This is a genomic window from Clostridium sp. (assembly GCF_029258205.1).
In the GTDB taxonomy this organism is placed as follows: Bacteria; Bacillota; Clostridia; order Clostridiales; family Clostridiaceae; genus Sarcina.
Genome location: NZ_JARHZJ010000004.1, coordinates 26,582 through 46,084, shown reverse-complemented (window position 1 = coordinate 46,084; position 19,503 = coordinate 26,582). Strand labels below are relative to the sequence as shown.

The 19,503-nt window shown below is 28.4% G+C and carries 18 protein-coding genes; 14 read left to right on the top strand and 4 right to left on the bottom strand.

Features of this window, described 5'->3' with window-relative positions; genetic code table 11:
- Positions 1 to 176 precede the first annotated feature (176 nt).
- The 9 genes from Q1J60_RS00440 (at position 177) to Q1J60_RS00400 (ending at position 10,248) form a co-directional block, all read left to right on the top strand.
- Positions 177 to 1,031, top strand: coding sequence for a DHH family phosphoesterase (locus tag Q1J60_RS00440; protein WP_300257016.1), 855 nt, complete (start codon positions 177 to 179; stop codon positions 1,029 to 1,031).
- 43 nt (positions 1,032 to 1,074) lie between these two features.
- Positions 1,075 to 1,593 carry an adenine phosphoribosyltransferase gene (locus tag Q1J60_RS00435; RefSeq protein ID WP_300257013.1) on the top strand — a complete coding sequence of 173 codons (519 nt, stop codon included), beginning with the start codon at positions 1,075 to 1,077 and terminating at the stop codon, positions 1,591 to 1,593.
- 150 nt (positions 1,594 to 1,743) lie between these two features.
- Positions 1,744 to 3,924 (top strand): RelA/SpoT family protein, encoded by a 2,181-nt coding sequence (locus tag Q1J60_RS00430; protein ID WP_300257011.1) that lies wholly within the window; start codon positions 1,744 to 1,746, stop codon positions 3,922 to 3,924.
- Positions 3,925 to 3,939: 15 nt separating this feature from the next.
- Positions 3,940 to 4,389, top strand: coding sequence for a D-aminoacyl-tRNA deacylase (gene dtd / locus Q1J60_RS00425; protein WP_300257008.1), 450 nt, complete (start codon positions 3,940 to 3,942; stop codon positions 4,387 to 4,389).
- Between the two features lie 159 nt (positions 4,390 to 4,548).
- Positions 4,549 to 5,169: an MBL fold metallo-hydrolase gene (locus tag Q1J60_RS00420; RefSeq protein WP_300257005.1), complete on the top strand. Its 621-nt coding sequence runs from the start codon at positions 4,549 to 4,551 to the stop codon at positions 5,167 to 5,169.
- On the top strand, positions 5,159 to 6,601 hold the full coding sequence (locus tag Q1J60_RS00415; RefSeq protein WP_300257002.1) for a coproporphyrinogen III oxidase: 1,443 nt from the start codon (positions 5,159 to 5,161) through the stop codon (positions 6,599 to 6,601). The genes Q1J60_RS00420 and Q1J60_RS00415 overlap by 11 nt, the downstream gene beginning before the upstream one ends.
- 29 nt (positions 6,602 to 6,630) lie before the next feature.
- The gene (gene hisS / locus Q1J60_RS00410; RefSeq protein ID WP_300256999.1) at positions 6,631 to 7,878 is read left to right on the top strand and encodes a histidine--tRNA ligase; all 1,248 of its coding nucleotides are present in this window, start codon (positions 6,631 to 6,633) and stop codon (positions 7,876 to 7,878) included.
- 20 nt (positions 7,879 to 7,898) lie between these two features.
- A complete protein-coding gene (aspS, locus tag Q1J60_RS00405; RefSeq protein ID WP_300256997.1) occupies positions 7,899 to 9,692 on the top strand; it encodes an aspartate--tRNA ligase in 1,794 nt (597 codons plus the stop codon).
- Positions 9,693 to 9,975: 283 nt separating this feature from the next.
- Positions 9,976 to 10,248: a metal-sensitive transcriptional regulator gene (locus tag Q1J60_RS00400; protein ID WP_300256995.1), complete on the top strand. Its 273-nt coding sequence runs from the start codon at positions 9,976 to 9,978 to the stop codon at positions 10,246 to 10,248.
- A 17-nt stretch (positions 10,249 to 10,265) separates the two neighbouring features.
- Here Q1J60_RS00400 and Q1J60_RS00395 read toward each other — a convergent pair whose 3' ends face one another.
- Together Q1J60_RS00395 and Q1J60_RS00390 are read right to left on the bottom strand one after the other, a co-directional pair.
- Positions 10,266 to 10,787, bottom strand: coding sequence for a threonine/serine exporter family protein (locus Q1J60_RS00395; RefSeq protein WP_300256993.1), 522 nt, complete (start codon positions 10,785 to 10,787; stop codon positions 10,266 to 10,268).
- Positions 10,788 to 11,558 carry a threonine/serine exporter family protein gene (locus Q1J60_RS00390; RefSeq protein ID WP_300256990.1) on the bottom strand — a complete coding sequence of 257 codons (771 nt, stop codon included), beginning with the start codon at positions 11,556 to 11,558 and terminating at the stop codon, positions 10,788 to 10,790.
- 180 nt (positions 11,559 to 11,738) lie between these two features.
- Here Q1J60_RS00390 and glyA point away from each other — a divergent pair, with 180 nt between their 5' ends.
- The 3 genes from glyA (at position 11,739) to ymfI (ending at position 15,070) form a co-directional block, all read left to right on the top strand.
- Positions 11,739 to 12,971, top strand: a complete 1,233-nt coding sequence (gene glyA, locus Q1J60_RS00385; RefSeq protein WP_300256987.1) for a serine hydroxymethyltransferase — start codon at positions 11,739 to 11,741, stop codon at positions 12,969 to 12,971.
- A 228-nt stretch (positions 12,972 to 13,199) separates the two neighbouring features.
- Entirely contained in the window at positions 13,200 to 14,162 is a 963-nt protein-coding gene (locus Q1J60_RS00380) for a dipeptidase (protein WP_300256985.1), read from the top strand.
- A gap of 161 nt (positions 14,163 to 14,323) precedes the next feature.
- The gene (ymfI, locus tag Q1J60_RS00375) at positions 14,324 to 15,070 is read left to right on the top strand and encodes an elongation factor P 5-aminopentanone reductase (protein WP_300256984.1); all 747 of its coding nucleotides are present in this window, start codon (positions 14,324 to 14,326) and stop codon (positions 15,068 to 15,070) included.
- 251 nt (positions 15,071 to 15,321) lie between these two features.
- Here the strand turns inward: ymfI and Q1J60_RS00370 are convergent, their stop codons facing one another.
- Complete coding sequence (locus Q1J60_RS00370; protein ID WP_300256982.1) at positions 15,322 to 16,845, bottom strand: HAMP domain-containing sensor histidine kinase; 1,524 nt, start codon at positions 16,843 to 16,845, stop codon at positions 15,322 to 15,324.
- On the bottom strand, positions 16,845 to 17,516 hold the full coding sequence (locus Q1J60_RS00365) for a response regulator transcription factor (protein WP_300256980.1): 672 nt from the start codon (positions 17,514 to 17,516) through the stop codon (positions 16,845 to 16,847). Before Q1J60_RS00365 ends, Q1J60_RS00370 begins: the two co-directional genes overlap by 1 nt.
- Before the next feature lie 94 nt (positions 17,517 to 17,610).
- On the opposite strand from Q1J60_RS00365, the gene Q1J60_RS00360 reads away from it, so the two are divergent.
- Positions 17,611 to 18,855, top strand: coding sequence for a M16 family metallopeptidase (locus tag Q1J60_RS00360; protein WP_300256979.1), 1,245 nt, complete (start codon positions 17,611 to 17,613; stop codon positions 18,853 to 18,855).
- Between the two features lie 5 nt (positions 18,856 to 18,860).
- Positions 18,861 to 19,499 (top strand): recombination regulator RecX, encoded by a 639-nt coding sequence (gene recX, locus Q1J60_RS00355; RefSeq protein WP_300256978.1) that lies wholly within the window; start codon positions 18,861 to 18,863, stop codon positions 19,497 to 19,499.
- The last annotated feature ends 4 nt before the right edge of the window (positions 19,500 to 19,503 follow it).

Genomic DNA, 19,503 nt, shown 5'->3' with positions numbered 1-19,503 from the left:
ATAAAACTTTTAGCATTTTTTTATTTTGATTAGAATTTTTATTGTTTTTGAAGAAAAATAGGTAAAAAGTAATAAAAATGACTAATGAATACGTATTTATTTGAAAAGTATTTGTCAAAAAGATAAATTTAAATTATAATATACTTGTTTTCTTAATTTTATGGAGGAGTTAAATTATGCAGAAGGCTTGGAAAAACATATATTGCACTAATTACATATCTGGGTATAGCCCTTTTAACATTAAAAATATGAATAAAGCAATAGAAAGACTAGCATCTGCAATTAACAATAGAGAAAAGATAGTTATATATGGTGGGTGTGATTTAGATTCTATATGCGCAATATCATCTTTAATGCTTATATTAAAGTATTTAAATGCTGATGTTGAATATTGTGTAAGTTCAGATTATGAAGATAATGACTATGATATAGATGAATATACTTTAAGAGAAGATATAGCTTTTTTAGGTGCAGAACTTTTAATAACAGTAGGTTGTGGACTAAAAAATAAAGAGGTAGAGAATCTTTGTAATATATTTAATATAGATTTGATAATAATGGAAAATAAGCGTACAAAATGTATATATAATTCAACATATATAAACCCAAATGAAGAAAAGTGTTCATATAGATATAAGGATTTGACTAATTCAGGGTTAACTTTTAAGTTAATGCAAGCTATTGCTATATATTATAACATGAAAAGAATAAATAAGTATCTAGATTTAATACTTATAGGTAGTGTTTCAAAGAATGTTAAAAACAAAGGAGAAAATGGAATAATATTAAAAGAAGGCATTCAATATTTAAGATATACTAATAGTATAGGATTGAATGCCATTAAGAGTTTCTTTAATATTAGTGATATAAATATAGATAGTATTAATAAAATAGTTAATGAGATAACTCCAAGAGAAGGTGCTATTAGCAAAAAAGATAACGCAAAGATAATTGTGGAGTTATTAACTACAAATGATAAGGACAGAGCGGAGCAAATAACTAAATATATTTATAATGAAAAAATAAGGTAGTAATTAAAATTTATATATATTTATTGATTTTGGAGGCAAAGTAATGAGTTTAAAGGATAAAATAAGAGTTATAGAAGATTTTCCTAAAAAGGGAATAAGTTTTAAAGATATAACTACTTTAATAGCAGATGGAGAAGGATTAAGAGAGTCAGTTGACAAAATGGCAGAATTCTTCAAAGACAAGAATATTGACGTTGTAGTTGGACCAGAAGCTAGAGGATTTATATTTGGAGTTCCTGTAGCATATGCTTTAGGTGTTGGATTCATTCCAGTAAGAAAGCCAGGTAAACTTCCAGGAGATACAGTTAAAGTAGAATACGATTTAGAGTATGGGAAAGATGCTTTAGAAATACATAAAGATGCTATAAAACCAGGTATGAGAGTTGCTATAGTTGACGATCTTTTAGCTACTGGTGGTACAATAGCTGCTGTTGCTAAATTAGTAGAACAAGCTGGTGGAGAAGTTGCTGGGTTAGCATTTACTATTGAGTTAACAGATTTAAAAGGAAGAGATAAATTAAAAGGATACGAAGTAACATCATTAGTTGATTATGATGTTTAAAATTCTTTAGGTTTGTAAAATTTATAATAGATTTTAAGATGGCTGGTTTATTGACCAGCCATTAATTTTATTATTGGTTTATTTTATTTTTTTGTTATATAATAATATAATATATTAAAAGAAATTTTAAGTAGGGGAGAATAATCCGGTATGTTAGAAGAACTAATTTCTAAAATAAAAGCTAATGGGAACAATGTTGATATAGATTTAGTTAAAAAAGCATATGATTTAGCTTTTGAAGCACATAAAGAACAAAAAAGAGAATCAGGAGAGCCATACATAATTCATCCTATTAGCGTAGCTATGATATTAGCTGATATGGGCATGGACACAAACACTATAGTTGCAGGACTTCTTCATGATGTCATAGAAGACACGGATTATACTTATGAAGATATAAGTAATATTTTTAATGTTGAAGTAGCTAACTTAGTTGATGGTGTTACTAAACTTGGTAAGATAAAATATAAAAGCAAAGAAGAACAACAAGCTGATAATGTAAGAAAAATGCTTTTAGCAATGGCTAAAGACATAAGAGTTATAATAATAAAATTAGCAGATAGACTTCATAATATGAGAACCCTTAAATATATGAAGCCTGAAAAACAGAAGAAAAAAGCTCAGGAAACTTTAGATATATTTGCACCTTTAGCTAATAGATTAGGTATATCTAAAATAAAGTGGGAATTAGAAGATTTATGTTTAAGATATATTCACCCAGAAGAATATTATGATTTAGTAAATATGATAGCTGAAAAAAGGGTGGAGAGAGAAAAATTTATTTCTCGTATAATTGAAGAGATAAAAGAGAATTTAGATAAAGCTAATATAGATAGTGACATAGAGGGAAGACCAAAACATTTCTACAGTATATATAGAAAAATGGTAAATAAAAATAAGAGCATAGAACAAATATTTGATTTAACAGCAATAAGGATTTTAGTTAATACAGTTAAAGATTGCTATGCAGTACTAGGTATAGTACACACGATTTATAAACCAATACCAGGTAGATTTAAAGACTACATAGCAATGCCAAAACCTAATATGTATCAATCTTTACATACAACAGTAATAGGAAGTGAAGGAAAGACTTTTGAAATTCAGATAAGAACTTTTGAAATGCATAGAACGGCCGAGTACGGAATAGCAGCTCACTGGAAATATAAGAGTGGTGTTACTGGAACTGATTCAAAAGATATGACTTTTGAAAACAAGCTAACATGGCTTAGAGATATACTTGAGTGGCAAAAGGAAGCTGTTGATGCAACTGAATTTATGGAAGGATTCAAACTTGACTTATTTTCAGATGAAATATTTGTATTTACCCCTAAGGGTGTAGTTATAAATTTACCAGCGGGAGCAACTCCTATAGACTTTGCATATAGGATTCATACAGATATAGGAAATAAGTGTGTAGGCGCTAAAGTTAACGGAAAGATAGTGACTTTAGATTATAAGCTTAAGACTGGAGAAATAGTAGAGATATTAACATCTTCATCATCTAGAGGACCTAATATAGATTGGTTAAATATAGCTAATAGTAATCAAGCTAGAAGCAAAATAAAGCAATGGCTTAGAAAAGCAAGAAGAGAAGAAAATTTAGAAAGAGGAAAGGAAATGCTTGAAAAGGAATGTAAAAAGCAATCCTTAGTATTTTCAGATCTTTGTAAAGGGCCATTATACGAAAAATTATTAAATAGATATCATTTAAACAATGTTGAAGAAATATATGTTGCCGTAGGAGAAGGAGAATTACTTTCATCTACTGTAATATCTAAGCTTAAAGAGAATATTGTAAAACAGGTTAGTGAAGAAGAATTAAATAAAAATATTGAAGAACAAATAGCTAAAACCGAAAGACAAACAAAGAAAAAACAAAGCTATGGAGTAACTGTTAAGGGATTAAATAATATAATGGTTAGATTTGCAAGATGTTGTAATCCTGTACCAGGAGATGATATAGCAGGGTATATAACTAAAGGAAGGGGAGTTTCTGTACATAGAAAGGACTGTTCTAACTTTAAGGCTATATTGGAAAGACAGAGAGAGAAGGTTGTAGATGTTGTTTGGGGAACTGAAAAAGGTGCTGCATATGTGGCTGAACTTGAAGTTAAAGCAGAAGATAGAATGTGTTTATTATCTGATATTATGTTAGTTATAACTGACTCTAAACTTAGTCTACTTTCTTTAAATGCTAAATCAGGGAAAAATGGAGTAGCTAATATAAATATTAAAGTGAAAATTGATAATATAGAACAATTAAAAGATTTAATGAAAAAAATAAGAATACTACAAGGAATATTAGATGTTTATAGAGTAAATAAATAAAAGGAGAGAATAACAGTGAGAGTCGTAGTTCAAAGAGTAAATAAATCTTCTGTTAAAGTAGATAATGAGATAGTTGGAATTATAAATAAAGGCTTTAATGTATTGGTTGGAATTGGTAAAGAAGATACTGTTGAAGACTTAAAATATATGAAAGATAAAGTTTTAAACTTAAGAGTTTTTGAAGATGAAGAGGATAAAATGAATTTATCCTTAAAGGATGTTAGAGGAGAACTACTCCTTATATCACAATTTACTCTTTATGGAGACTGTAGGAAGGGAAGAAGACCAAACTTTATGAATGCTCTTGGAGGTGATGAGGCTAAGAAACTTTTTGATGAGTTTGTAATGATGTGCAGAGAAGAGGGAATAAAGGTTGAAACTGGAGTGTTTGGTACTCATATGATAGTTGATATAGAAAATGATGGTCCTGTAACTTTAATGCTAGATAGCAAAAAGAATTTCTAAACAAATATTACTATTTTATGTATAAAGCATTATAATAAATATAGGATTTAAGAAAAGTTAAACATTGAAAGTTTTTATAGGAGTTTAGCTTAACAAGTTAGACTCCTATAAATTCGGTTAAAAATATAAATTAAACTTTATTTTTTAGGAGGGATTGATATGTTAATAAAAACAATTCCAGTAGGAATGTATCAAGCTAATTGTTATGTTGTTATAGATGAAGAAACTAAGGATTGTATAATAGTAGATCCTGGTGAAGAAGCATCAAGAATTGAAAGCGTAATAGAATATTTAGATGCAAAACCAAGAATGATATTATTAACTCATGGACATTTTGATCATGTTGGAGCTGTACAAAAACTTGTAGAAAAATATAAAATACCTTTTTATATAGATAAAAAAGATGAAGATATGATAGAAAGAAATGTTGATGTTTTTGGAAATCTTCCAAAGGCTGATGGATATTTAAAAGATGGAAATACTCTTAAATTATCCGATAATTATGAAATAAAATGCTTAGAAACACCGGGACATACTCCAGGAGGAGTGTGTTTATTAATAGACAACTGTCTTTTTACAGGAGATACTTTATTTAGAGAATCCATTGGAAGAAGTGATTTTGAAGGTGGTAATCAAGCAACTCTTCTTAAGAGTATAAATGACAAATTGATACCATTAGGTGATGACATAGCAGTATATCCAGGACACGGACCAAGTTCAACTATTAAACACGAAAGACAAAGAAACCCATTTTTAGCAGGAGATTTTTATGTATATTAAAATATATCTTAATGACTTAAAGTATAGATATGATGTTTATCAAATGTTTAATATATTTTATACTTTTAATGAATTAAAGTTTGTAGAGGAAGAAGAAAAGAGAGATTACGGGGTATTTATATCTGAAAATATGGTGGAAATTTCAGATGGAGACAATAGTTTTTATTATGAGTTCAAAGAAGGATACGGATTAAAAACTGAACTTAAAAAAGGAATATTCAAATTTTTATCTGAAACTCTTAAGGATGAATATCCTTGGGGAACATTAGTTGGAATAAGACCAAGTAAAATAGCTTTATCCCTAATAAGAGAAGGAAAGTCTGATGAAGAAATAATAAAATATTTTGAAGATTATTATATGGCTAGTGAAGAAAAAGCTAAACTTTGCATAGAAGTTGCAGAAAGAGAAGAAAGCTTTGTAAATAAAGAGGAAAAAAATGTAAGTATATATGTTGGTATGCCTTTTTGTCCTACTAGATGCCTTTATTGTTCCTTTGCAGCAAATCCTATTGCTGGATGCAAGAAAGATGTGGAACCATATTTAGAAGCTTTAAGTAAAGAAATTTCATCTATAAGCGATTATGTATCGAACAAAGGCTTGAAGATAGAAACTGTTTATTTTGGTGGAGGTACTCCAACATCAGTAAATAATGAACAGTTTGAAGTATTAATGAAACATATATATGAGAGTTTCGTTAATAATAAAGGAATAAAGGAGTTCACTGTTGAATGTGGAAGACCTGATTCTATAACTGAAGAAAAATTAAAAACTATGAAAAGATATGAAGTATCTAGAATATCTATAAATCCTCAAAGTATGAATGATAAAACCTTGAAATCAATAGGTAGAGGGCATTTAACAGGTGATGTAGTGGATAAATTCAATTTGGCAAGAAGCTTAGACTTTGATAACATAAATATGGATATTATCATAGGTCTTCCAAATGAAGATATTTCTGAGGTTTCTAAAACATGCAAAATGATAAAGGAGCTTAATCCAGATAGTTTAACTATTCATGGTATGTCTATTAAAAGAGCATCAAGACTTCATGAAAATTTAGTTCTAAATAATACTATAACTATTGCAAAGCAAAAAAATCTTAATAATATGTATGAAATGAGCAAAGTTTTAGGAAGAGAACTAAATATGCATCCATATTATATGTATAGACAAAAAAATATGGTTGGTAATATGGAGAATGTAGGATATTCAAAAGCTAATAAGGAATGTATCTACAATATTCAAATGATTGAAGATAAGCAGACTATAATTGCATTAGGAGCAGATGCAGTTTCTAAAGTAGTATTTTTAGAGGAAGATAAAAATCGTATAGAAAGATTTGCAAATGTTAAAGACGTAAAGGAATATGTAAAAAGAATAGAGGAAATGGTTGAAGGTAAGAAAGAATTGCTTGATACTTTATATAAATAAAAAATAATATTATGTAGGAGGATTTGTTTATGGCGATACAAGCTCAAAAGGGTACAAAAGATATGATACCTAACGACGCTTATAAATGGAATTATATAGAAGACAAGTTAAGAAAAATATCAGCTGAATATGGAATTAGAGAGATTAGAACTCCTATGTTTGAGGCAACTGAACTTTTCAAAAGAGGAGTTGGAGAAACTACTGATGTGGTTCAAAAGGAAATGTACACTTTTGAAGACAAAGGTGGAAGAAGTATAACTCTTAAACCAGAGGGGACAGCTCCAGCTGTTAGAGCATTTATTGAAAATAGTTTATATGCTGATGCTCAGCCAACAAAAATGTTCTATTTTACTCCATGCTTTAGATATGAAAAAATGCAAAAAGGAAGATTAAGAGAATTCCATCAATATGGAATAGAAGTTTTTGGTTCACAAGAAGCTTCTATTGATGCAGAAATCTTATCTTTAGTTATGAGAGCATTAACAGAGGATTTTGGAATAAAAGGATTAAGTTTAAATATAAACAGTTTAGGATGTCCAAAATGTAGAGCAAAATTCAATGAAGCTTTAAAACAATACTTAAAAGAGAACTATGATAATCTTTGTGAAACTTGTAAAACAAGATTTGAAAAAAATCCTATGAGAATAATAGATTGTAAAGAAAAGAGATGTAAGGAAATAGTTAAGGAAGCTCCTTCAATACTAGATTATATCTGTGAAGAGTGTAGTGATCACTTTAGCAAGTTAAAAGCTTACTTAGATGTTATGGGAATAGAATACAACATAGATCCACAAATAGTAAGAGGATTAGATTATTATAGTAAAACTGTTTTTGAGGTTATAAAAGATGGATTAACAGTATGTGGCGGAGGAAGATATGACTATCTAGTAGAAGAAGTAGATGGGCCGAAAACTCCAGCTATGGGATTTGGATTAGGTCTTGAAAGACTTCTTTTAATCCTAGATGAAGAAGGAATAGAAATTCCTGAACCTGTTAGATGTGAAGTTTATATTGGCTCAATGGGAGATAAGGCTAAGCTTGAAGCTATGAAATTAGCATTTAATCTTAGGAAAGTTGGTATTAAGGCTGAAATAGATCATTTAGGAAAGAGTGTTAAGGCTCAAATGAAGTATGCTAATAAAATAGGAGCTAAATATACTTTTGTTATAGGTGATTCTGAAATAGAAGAAAACAAAATTAAAATTAAGAGAATGAGCGATGGAGAACAATTCGAAGTCAGCTTAGATATAAATGAAATAGTAAATATAGTTAAGTAGTAGATAGGAGGAGAATTAAAATGGGTGAAGCTTTAAATGGATTAAAGCGTAATATAATGTGTGGAGACGCTAGAGAAAGCCATATTGGACAAAAAGTAACCGTAATGGGTTGGGTTCAAAGAAATAGAAATCTTGGAGGTCTTCAATTTATAGACTTAAGAGATAGAGAAGGAATTTTACAGGTTGTATTTAATGATGATTTAGGAGAAGAAATCCTAGAAAAAGCAAAATCAATAAGACCTGAATATTGTATTGCTGTAACAGGTGAAATAGTTAAGAGAGAATCAGTAAATCCAAACATGCCAACAGGTATGGTTGAGTTAAAAGCTGAGGAATTAAAGATTTTATCTGAATCAGATACTCCTCCAATATATATAAAAGAAGATTTAGATGCTGCTGAAAGTATTAGATTAAAGTATAGATACTTAGATTTAAGAAGACCAGATATGCAAAATATCTTCAAAATAAGACATAAGACAACTAAAGCAATAAGAGATTATTTAGATCAAAATGGTTTCTTAGAAATGGAAACACCAATACTTACAAAATCAACTCCAGAAGGAGCTAGAGACTATCTTGTTCCATCAAGAAACTATCCAGGAATGTTCTATGCATTACCTCAATCACCACAATTGTTTAAACAATTATTAATGGTATCAGGTTTTGATAGATACTTCCAAATAGTTAAGTGTTTCAGAGATGAAGATTTAAGAGCTAATAGACAACCAGAGTTTACTCAAGTTGACTTAGAAATGTCATTTGTTGAGCAAGATGACATTATGGCTTTAAATGAAGGTTTAATAAAGCATGTATTTAAAGAAGTTTTAGGAGTAGATGTAAAAACTCCAATAAAGAGAATGACATTTAAAGATGCTATGGAAAAATACGGTTCAGATAAACCTGATTTAAGATTTGGAATGGAAATCAAAAACTTAAGCGATGTTGTTAAAGAATGTGGATTTAAAGTATTCACAGATGCTGTAGCTAATGGAGGTTCTGTTAGAGGTTTATGCTTAGAAGGCGGAGCTTCTATGGGAAGAAAAGATATTGATAGATTAGGAGAGTTCGTTAAAACTTTCAAAGCTAAAGGTTTAGCATGGATTCAATTAAAAGAAGAAGGTGTTAAATCACCAATAGCTAAATTCTTCCAAGAAGAAGAGTTAAACAAAATAATTGAAACTATGGGAGCTAAAACAGGAGATTTAATTCTTATAGTTGCTGATAAAAATTCAGTAGTTTTAAAAGCTTTAGGAGAATTAAGATTAGAGCTTTCAAGAAAATTCGATTTAGTTAAAGATAAGAATGAGTTTAACTTTACATGGATAACAGAGTTTGATCTTCTTGAGTATGATGAAGAAGAAGGAAGATATTTTGCAGCTCATCATCCATTTACAATGCCAATGGATGAGGATATACAATACTTAGATACTGATCCAGGAAGGGTTAGAGCTAAGGCTTATGACTTAGTATTAAATGGAGAAGAATTAGGTGGAGGATCTATAAGAATACATGATACTAAACTTCAAGAAAAAATGTTTGAAGTATTAGGATTTACTCAAGAATCAGCTTGGGAAAGATTTGGATTTTTATTAGAAGCATTTAAATTTGGACCACCACCACACGGTGGATTAGCTTTCGGTTTAGATAGAATGATAATGTTCTTAGCAGGAACTGAAAATATTAAGGACGTTATAACATTCCCTAAAAACCAAAATGCATTTTGTTATTTAACTGAAGCACCTAATATAGTAGATGAAGGACAATTAAAAGAATTAGGAATTGAAACAATAAAGAAAGAAGATACGGCAGAGTAATTTTTGAGCAATCTAAATTGATATACTAAAGTAAACTTAATTAGCGTGGGTTTTTTTACTCACGCTAATTTTAGTCAGTTTATATAGGTGGTAAGTAAAAAATATACTTTATAAATTAAGAGTTTTTATTAATTTACCAATTAAAAATTAAATCTTAATTATAGATTGCTACTTTTATTGACTTTGAATAAAGAATTAAGGTATATTAAATAATTAATATGAAATAATATAAATTAAAAATATAGTATGTATTAGATTACAATAATGGTATGAGGTGTAAATTTTGAATGATAATGAAGCTTTAAGAAAAGATATACTTGTAAGATTAAGAAAAATAGAGGGTCAAGTAAAAGGAATTCAAGGAATGGTAGATAAGGATGTTTGTTGTAGAGATGTATTAACTCAAATATCTGCCATAAGAGCTGCTATAAACAAAGTTGGAGTACTTATTATAGAAAACTATGCTAGAAATTGTATGGGCATAGGAGAAGAGAATAAAGAAGAATTAGCAGGTTTAGAACAATTAATAAAAACACTAAATAGTTTTGTAAAATAATAGACCACAAATGTGGTCTATTTTTTTGTATGAAAATCTACGTTACTTTTATTTTTAAATTTTTTTAATAATAGGATGTTTTTAGGATTTAATGATTCATGAGTATATTGTTTTTTTCTATTGTTTATTAAACGAGTAATTGTGGATACAAATAAAACTCCTAAAGCTAATGCTCCTGAAGATGATATTGTCATTATGGCTTGATTCCAAGTTGACATAGCATCACCTTGAATAGCCTCGTACATTGTATTATACATACCGCTTCCAGGAACTAAAGGTATCAAGGCACAAATAACTATTGTTGTTACTGGAGTTTTTAAAATCCTTGCATATATTTCTGAATAAGCACTAAAGGCAATTGCTGAAAAGAACATTGATAATATGACACTTAGTCCACAATATAGTCCTATTTTATAAACTAGCCATCCTAAGGCGCCACCTATTCCAGCAAAGAATAAATTCTTTCCATGAATATTAAATAATACTCCAAAAGCTATAGTGGCTATGAAGGTAGCTAGAACTTCTTTAATTAAAACCAATTATATACCACCTCCAAAGTAAATCCAAATACTCATAACCATACCAGTTCCAACAGCTATAGAGATAGCTACTAAGAAGGCTTCAGCAGCTCGTATAAGACCAGATATTAAATCGCCAGCAATTGTATCTCTAATAGCATTTGTAATAGATAAACCAGGAACTAATAGCATTATACTACCTATTATCATTGTATCTAGATTGCTTCCAATTCCTAAGTTATAGGCTGTTAATGATAAAAGAGCAGCTATTGCTCCTCCTAAAGTATTTATAAAAAAGGTGTTTATTCCTAATTCACTAGCCTTAAAGGTAGTTAATTTTACAAACATTCCAACGAAAAATGATACTACGCAGTCTTCTACAGTACCACCTAATATAGTGGTAAATCCAGCAGCAACTATAGCTGAAAATATTAGATTTGTTTTAAAATCATATTTAGGACAATTTTCATTTATATCTATTAATTTTTCTAAAACCTCATCAAGAGAATATTTTTCAGTATAAAGTTTTCTTGAAAGTTCATTAACTAAGTGAATTTTCTGTAAATCAACAGTTCTATTAGTAACTCTTTTTACTAAGGTAGTTGTGTAATTATTGTCATCATAAACAGAAACCATAATTCCAGTTGGAGTAACAAAACTTTCAGCATATCTAATACCATAAGCAGCACAGATTCTACAAATAGTCTCCTCAACTCTGTAAGTTTCCCCACCACTTTCTAGTATTATTCTACCTGCAAAAGTTGCAATGTGTAATACTTTATCAAAATCCATATTATTCGCCCCTATGTAAATTTATAACCAATATAGTAATTATAACATATGAAAAGTTAAAATAAGCTATACAAACTCATATTAGTTTAATAAAAATATAAACAAATTATTTTATATTGATAAAAATAATTAATAAATTTATAATTAGTAATATACACTTTATGTTTGGGGTGAAGAAAAATGAATTTTGAAAACTTAGAAAAAGAAGATAAGCAAATTGCAAATCTTATTCAAAAGGAAAAGGAAAGACAAGAAAATAGTATAGAGCTTATAGCTTCAGAAAACTTTGTTAGTAAAGCTGTTATGGAAGCTATGGGATCATATTTGACAAATAAATATGCTGAGGGTTATCCTTCAAAAAGATATTATGGTGGATGTCACGTAGTAGATGAGGTTGAAGATTTAGCAAGAGAAAGAGTGAAAAAATTATTTGGGGCTGAGCATGCTAATGTACAACCACATTCAGGATCACAAGCTAATATGGCTGTTTATTTTTCAATATTAGAGCCAGGTGATACTGTATTAGGAATGGATTTAAGTCATGGAGGACACTTAACACATGGTTCACCAGTTAACTTCTCAGGTAGATTATTTAATTTCGTGTCATATGGTTTAGATAAAGAGACAGAAACAATAAATTATGAAACTGTAAGAGAACTAGCTATTAAGCATAAGCCTAAGTTAATAGTTGCAGGAGCTAGTGCATATTCAAGGATTATAGATTTTAAAACTTTAAGAGAGATAGCAGACGAGATAGGAGCATACTTAATGGTTGATATAGCTCATATTGCAGGACTCGTAGCTACAGGCTTACATCCATCACCAGTTCCTTATGCTGACTTTGTTACATCAACAACTCATAAAACTTTAAGAGGACCAAGAGGAGGATTAATACTTTGTAAAGAAAAATTTGCGAAAGTATTAGATAAGAATATCTTCCCAGGAATACAAGGTGGTCCTTTAATGCATATAATAGCTGCAAAGGCTGTTTGTTTTAAGGAAGCATTAGAACCAAGTTTTAAAACATATATGGAGCAAGTTGTTAAGAATGCACAGGTTTTAGCGAAAACTTTAGAATCTTATGGATTTAAATTAGTTTCCAATGGAACTGATAACCATTTAATACTTGTTGATTTAACTAATAAAGATATAACTGGTAAGGATGCAGAAATCCTTTTAGATAGTATAGGAATAACTTTAAATAAAAATACTGTACCAAATGAAACAAAAAGTCCATTTGTTACTAGTGGTGTTAGAATAGGAACTCCAGCTATAACAACTAGAGGATTTAAAGAAGAAGAAATGAAAGAAATAGCTTCTATAATAAATGATGCTATTAAAGAAAAAGATGGAGATTTAGAGCCATTAAAAGCAAGAGTTAAGGCTTTATGTGCTAAATATCCTTTATATTAATAATTGTAAAATAGTTTTTATGGAAGATTATCAGATCTAAATTAAAAAACACTGAATAAAAAATTAAAGTCATGTTACAATTTAAATTTGTAACATGGCTTTAATTTTTTGATAATAATAGTATTACAAGAGAATAATTTAAAAAGAGAAAAATTTTTGATATAGTTTATATTGTGAAAATATTCATATTATTAGATGAAAGAGGTGAACTTTCATAGGAATTTACCTATGAAGATTTTTATGAAATTTATAGATTTTCATTGTGATACAGCATCACTTATGCTTCAAGAAAATAAAAAGCTTTTTAAAAATGATTTGAAAGTTGATATAAATAAATTAAGAGAAGGGGAGAATTTAGCTCAATTTTTCGCTTTGTTTATAAATAAGGAATGTAATTATAATACTTATTCTTATTGCAAAGAAATGCTACAGAATTTTAAAAGAGAAATAAATGAGAATTCAAGATATATAGTTTTATGTAGAAATATAAGTGATCTAGAAAATGCAGAAAAAGAGAATAAAATAGGAGCCTTTCTAACTATTGAAGAGGGAGATGCTATTAATGGTGATATTGAAAAGTTAAGAGAGTTTAAAGAGGAAGGAGTCTCTTTAATAACTTTAACTTGGAATTATATAAATGACTTAGGATATCCAAATTATGAGTTTAAATATAAGGACAGAGGTCTTACTAAAAAAGGTATAGAAGTTGTTGAAGAAATGAATAATCTAGGAATGTTAATAGATGTTTCTCATATTTCTGATGGAGGGTTTTATGATGTAATAAAATATTCAAAGAGTCCAATTATAGCATCTCATTCTAATAGTAGAATACAGACTAATCATAGTAGAAATTTAACTGATCATATGATTAAGGAGCTAGCTAATAATGGAGGAGTAACAGGAATAAATTTTTGTAATACTTTCTTAAAAGAGGAGTGGGAAGAGGATTCAAATTTAGCTTCTATAAGAAATATGGTTAGACATATAAAACATATAAAAAATATTGGGGGAATAGATGTTATTTCCTTAGGATCTGATTTTGATGGTATAGAAAATGAAGTTGAAATTAAAGATTCAAGTAATATGGGCTTATTATTAAGTGCTTTGGAAAGAGAAGGTTTTAAAGATGATGAAATAGAAAAAATATATTATAAGAATGCAAAGAGAATAATAAGGGATGTTTTAAGATAGTCTTATAAATTAATAGGTTGTATCAAAACTTTAAAAAAATAAAACTTATAAATATATTACGAGAATTACTAGAGATTGCTAAGAATTATAAGTTTTAATAAGTTATTTTTATACAATTTTTTGAGAATTTTAATATTTGTAAAGAAAAGGATGAAGTATTAATGGAGAAAAAATTATTAGGCAAGATTGTATATATAACAGGAGCTTCAAAAGGAATTGGAAGAGGGATAGCAAAGGAATTTGGAAAGGCAGGAGCTTTTGTTTTGGTTGGATATAATAATGATTTAGAAGGAGCTAATGAAACCTTAAATATGATTAAGGAAATAGGTGGTTCAGGAGAGATTTTAGGTGGAAATGTAGCTAATAAGGATGAGAGAAATAATATAATAAGTTCTATTAAAAATAAATTTGGAAAACTTGATGTATTAGTAAATAATGCTGGGATATCAAAAATAGGATTATTTATGGATTCTAGTGATGAAGAAATAGATTCTATTATGAATGTTAACTTAATAGGTGCTATGAAGCTTACAAGAGATGCTATAGACTTATTAAGAGAAGCAAGCAATTCATCAATTATAAATATATCATCTATATGGGGAAATGTTGGGGCTTCCTGCGAAGTTTTATATTCAACTACTAAAGGAGGAATGAATTTATTTACTAAAGCCTTATCAAAAGAAATAGCTCCTTGGGGTATAAGAGTAAATGGTATAGCTCCAGGTGTAATAAATACAGAGATGAATTTATGGCTTAGCAAAGAAGAAAAAGAGGGATTAGAGGAAGAAATACCTATGAATAGATTTGGCGAAATTGAGGAGATTGGAAGAGTAGCAAAATTTTTAGCTTCAGATGAATCTTCATACTTAACAGGGCAAATATTGACTGTAGATGGTGGAATGCTTTAAAAAATTAAAAGATTCTGTATAAAAATATAATAAAGCCTACAAACAATATGAAGAGAATATATAGATGAGGTTTAGAATTTAAATTATTATTTAGAAGATATCACATTAAAAAGCTTAGACTGTTTGAAGCGTAGCAAGTTTCTAAACTTTAGTGATATCTTCGGAGTAATAATTGTAAATTATTAGCGTAATATGGTAATTGTTGGAATGTGTTTGTAAGCTTTATTAAAAATTACTTTGATACATGACATTTAGATTTCTTCTGCTACATCTATTTCTTTAGATTTTTTTAGTGTAAAGTAGAATTTAACACCATTTTCTGTATTCATAACTCCGAATTCACTTTCATGAGCTTGAAGTAGATTCTTAACTATGGATAGTCCAAGTCCTGTGCTTCTAGAGCCTCTATTTCTTGAAGTATCTACTCTATAAAATTGAGTCCAAATCTTATTTATATCTGAATCAGGAATATGGACACCGGTGTTTTCAATTGAGAAGTAAATTTTATCTTCTTCAACTGGTTTTATATCTATTATTATTTTATTATTAGGTTCAGAGTATTTTATAGCATTTGTAACAAAATTAGTTAGGACCTGTTCTATTTTAAAGTCATCTCCGTGAACATATAAATCTTCATTAAGAGAGTAATTTTTTATTACAGTTAAATTATTTTTGTTAATATCAACAGAATTTTTTACTAGAACTTCCTCAGTAAGTTCAGTAAGAGAAAAATCTATGGTATGTAAATCAATTTTCCCAGATTCAAGTTTTGAAAGTTCAAGCATATCCATAACTAATTTGTTCATTTTTTCTGCTTCATCTATTATTATATCTAAATAAACTCCTTGATCTTTATAATCAACTATACCGTCTTTTATTCCTTCAGCATATCCAGATATTATACCAATAGGAGTTTTAAGTTCATGAGATGCTCCAGCAATAAAGTCTTTTCTAAGTTTTTCTAATTCTCTTTCCTTTTCTATATCTTCTTCTAATTTTTTATTTTTTATTTTTAAATCATCTAAGGCATTAGATAGATTTTTAGATAGAAAGTTTAAAGTTTTAGCTAGATTGCCTATTTCATCTTCACGTTCTATATTACACTTTTCAGAAAAGTCCATAGCACTCATTTTCTTTGCAGATTTATTTAATTTAACTAGAGGCTTGGAAATTAAATTTGAAAATACATAAGATAAAATCAATCCAATTACTATTACTATAAGAATTATATATTTGTAAAAATCTTTTATTAAGGCACTTGCTTCTTCAATTGGTTGGAATGATGTTATTGCTATAATAATAGAATCATTCTTAGAATTAAGGGAAAATGGAACCATATAAACAATATATTTTGTTGAGTATTTTCTACTTTTAAAGTCTGTAGTTACCCCAGAGTTTGAATTTAATAAGGTTTTTGCAAAATCTGGGTCACTATATAACTCATTGAAAATATCGTTTAATAAATCAAAAGCTTCTGAATTTTTGTTAGCTGGATCAGGCACATATTTTGGAGTACTGTCTATAGAGTAAATTCCTATTTTAGAGTTGTTTTCAAGCTCAAAAAGGCTTAAAGCTCTATATAAAGAGTCAGTATTTTTTATGTCATAAGAATATAAAGCTCTAAATTTTAAAACTGCATTGCTTAAATCATCACTTTTTCTTTTAAAATAAAATTCTTGAAAAAATGTCATTTGAAAAATCATGGTGAATAGTGTTAAAAATAATATTATACCAAAGGTTATAATAAATAGTCGTTTTGAAATACTTTTTTTCACTATTTCACCTCAAATTTATAGCCACTTCCCCTAACAGTAGCTATGTAATTAGCTTTATCTAGCAATTTTTCTCTAAGTCTTTTTATATTAGTGTCAACGGTTCTTATATCTCCAAAATAATCATATCCCCAAACATTATCTAGAATCCTATCTCTTGATAAAGCTATACCTTCATTTGAAGAAAGGTAAATAAGTAAATCATATTCCTTAGGAGATAGTAATAGTCCTTCTCCATTTAGTTTTACTTCATGAGATAATTTATTTATTGTTAATCCGTTGAAATCTAAAATGTTTTTATCGTTTAATGTACCTGTTCTTCTTAATAATGCTTTAGCCTTTGCTAATAAAACTTTAGGGCTAAATGGTTTAGTCATATAGTCATCAGCTCCAAGCTCATAGCCAAGAAGTTTATCTTCCTCTTGGCTTTTAGCTGTTAATAATATTATAGGAGTATTTGAAACTTCCCTTATATTTCTACAAACAGCAAGACCATCTAATTTTGGCATCATTATATCTAATATTGCTAAATCAACTATATTTTCAGAAAATATCCTAAGAGCTTCTTCACCATCAGAAGCCTCTAAAACATTAAAACCATCTTTCTTGAAGTAATCTCTTACAAGAAATCTTATACGTATTTCATCTTCTACAATAAGTACCGTTTTATTCATATAATCACCAACCTTTAAAAAATATTGTTTTAACTTACTTAATATTATACAATGAAAACTAAGGTTTATATAAATAATTTTAGAGGAGTTTTTAATGAAAAGGTGGACATTTGATGAAAATACCATAATTTTACCCAATGGGTTAAAAGTTATAACAATAAAAAAAGATACAAGGTTAGCATCTATAAATATTGGATTTAATATAGGATCTTTATATGAAGATAAAAAAGAATTAGGTATGAGCCATTTTGTTGAGCACATGCTTTTTAAAGGAACAAAGAAGAGAAGTAATGAACAATTAAATAGAGAATTAGAATTTTTAGGTGGAGATTATAATGCTTATACAGATTACATTTCAACAGTATATAGCATTACTTGTCTAGATGAGGAATTTGAAAAGGGAATAGAACTTTTAAGTGACATGGTTTTAAATTCTTCTTTTGATGAAAAAGAAATGAAAAAAGAAAAGGGTGTTGTTTTATCAGAAATAAAAAGTGATAAGGATGATATTGAAGATTTAAGTATTAGCAGAACTCATGAATATGCTTTTGATAAATCAGCACTTAAAAATTCTATTGCAGGAACTGAAGAACATGTTAAGGGATTTAAAAGAAAGGAGGTTTATGATTTTTATAAAAAATATTATACTCCTGACAATTGTGTTATTGTAACTGTAAGTGCTTTTAGTCATGATCAAATGCAAAAGATAATAACAAACTTATTTGGAAAATGGAAAGGAAAATTATGTGAAAAAGCTAAAATAATAAAGGAAAAAAATAAAGAGTTAATAAAAACAACTTACAAATCTCAAATAGAGCAGGGAACTGTTACTTATCTCTATGCATTTAAAGAGGTTGAGGAAAAAGATAAACTTCCATTAAAAATATTAAGTTATAAGCTAGCTGAAAGTTCAAATTCAATATTATTTAGAGAGCTTAGGGAAGAGCGTGGATTAGCCTATGATGTATATAGTCAAATGGATTTAGATGAAAATGTAAATACAATGAATATTTTTACATCAGTTAGAGAAGAATCCATAGATGAGGTGATAGAAGTAATAGACAAAGCTATATTAGACATAAAAAATAAGAATATAAACTTTGATGAAGATATGCTTTGTATGATGAAAAAGACTCATAAGACAGGGGTAGTTTCCACATTAGAAGATTGTAGCAGTTTATGTAGTTATGTATTAGTTCAAAGTTTAGCAGGAAAAGATATAACTGAGTTTATAAATAGCATGGAAGAATTAGAGTCTTTAACTGGTGAGGATATATATAGGGTTTGTAATAAATACTTGAATAATCCGACTATACACATATTAAAACCAATGGAGTAGATAAAATGGGAAAAATAACAAGTATAGAAGTTCAAAAGAGAAATGTAAATAGAGTAAATGTTTATGTGGATGAAGTTTTTACCTTTGCTTGTGATGCTGAACTTATATATAAGCAAGGAATACAAAAGGATTTTGCAATAGATGTTGAAGCAATCAAGGAATTTGTAAAAGAAGATGAATTCATAAAATGTAAAAATTCAGCACTTAGAACAGTTGAAAAAACCTATAAAACAGAAAAGGAATTAAGAGATAAACTTATTGAAAGAGGTTTTGAAGAGGATACAATTAAAAGAGCTATAGAATTTTTAAAGGAATATAATCTTTTAAATGATGAAAAATATGCAGAGATGTATATAAAGGATAGGCTTAAAAGCCAAGGAAGAAATAAAATAAAATATGCTCTTATAAAAAAAGGTATTAGTGAAGATATACTTTTAGATAAATTATCTAATATTGACTCAGAGGATGAAAATCATACTGCTTTTAAATTAGCAGAAAAGAAATATAATATACTAAAGAAAAAAGAAAATGATAAATATAAATTATCTCAAAAATTATTTAGATTTCTTTTATCTAAAGGATATGATTACGACTGCTGTAATAGCATAGTTAGAAGCTTAACAAATAATGAATATATGGAGTAGATAA

What these genes read in the sequence shown, in the direction of transcription:
- Q1J60_RS00380 (WP_300256985.1), top strand. Translation starts at nt 13,200, where the DNA reads ATGAAGATTTTTATGAAATTTATAGATTTTCATTGTGATACAGCATCA.
- Q1J60_RS00420 (WP_300257005.1), top strand. Translation starts at nt 4,549, where the DNA reads ATGTTAATAAAAACAATTCCAGTAGGAATGTATCAAGCTAATTGTTAT.
- Q1J60_RS00430 (WP_300257011.1), top strand. Translation starts at nt 1,744, where the DNA reads ATGTTAGAAGAACTAATTTCTAAAATAAAAGCTAATGGGAACAATGTT.
- Q1J60_RS00440 (WP_300257016.1), top strand. Translation starts at nt 177, where the DNA reads ATGCAGAAGGCTTGGAAAAACATATATTGCACTAATTACATATCTGGG.
- Q1J60_RS00360 (WP_300256979.1), top strand. Translation starts at nt 17,611, where the DNA reads ATGAAAAGGTGGACATTTGATGAAAATACCATAATTTTACCCAATGGG.
- Q1J60_RS00390 (WP_300256990.1), bottom strand. Translation starts at nt 11,558, where the DNA reads ATGGATTTTGATAAAGTATTACACATTGCAACTTTTGCAGGTAGAATA.
- aspS (WP_300256997.1), top strand. Translation starts at nt 7,899, where the DNA reads ATGGGTGAAGCTTTAAATGGATTAAAGCGTAATATAATGTGTGGAGAC.
- glyA (WP_300256987.1), top strand. Translation starts at nt 11,739, where the DNA reads ATGAATTTTGAAAACTTAGAAAAAGAAGATAAGCAAATTGCAAATCTT.
- Q1J60_RS00435 (WP_300257013.1), top strand. Translation starts at nt 1,075, where the DNA reads ATGAGTTTAAAGGATAAAATAAGAGTTATAGAAGATTTTCCTAAAAAG.
- hisS (WP_300256999.1), top strand. Translation starts at nt 6,631, where the DNA reads ATGGCGATACAAGCTCAAAAGGGTACAAAAGATATGATACCTAACGAC.
- ymfI (WP_300256984.1), top strand. Translation starts at nt 14,324, where the DNA reads ATGGAGAAAAAATTATTAGGCAAGATTGTATATATAACAGGAGCTTCA.
- Q1J60_RS00415 (WP_300257002.1), top strand. Translation starts at nt 5,159, where the DNA reads ATGTATATTAAAATATATCTTAATGACTTAAAGTATAGATATGATGTT.
- Q1J60_RS00365 (WP_300256980.1), bottom strand. Translation starts at nt 17,516, where the DNA reads ATGAATAAAACGGTACTTATTGTAGAAGATGAAATACGTATAAGATTT.
- recX (WP_300256978.1), top strand. Translation starts at nt 18,861, where the DNA reads ATGGGAAAAATAACAAGTATAGAAGTTCAAAAGAGAAATGTAAATAGA.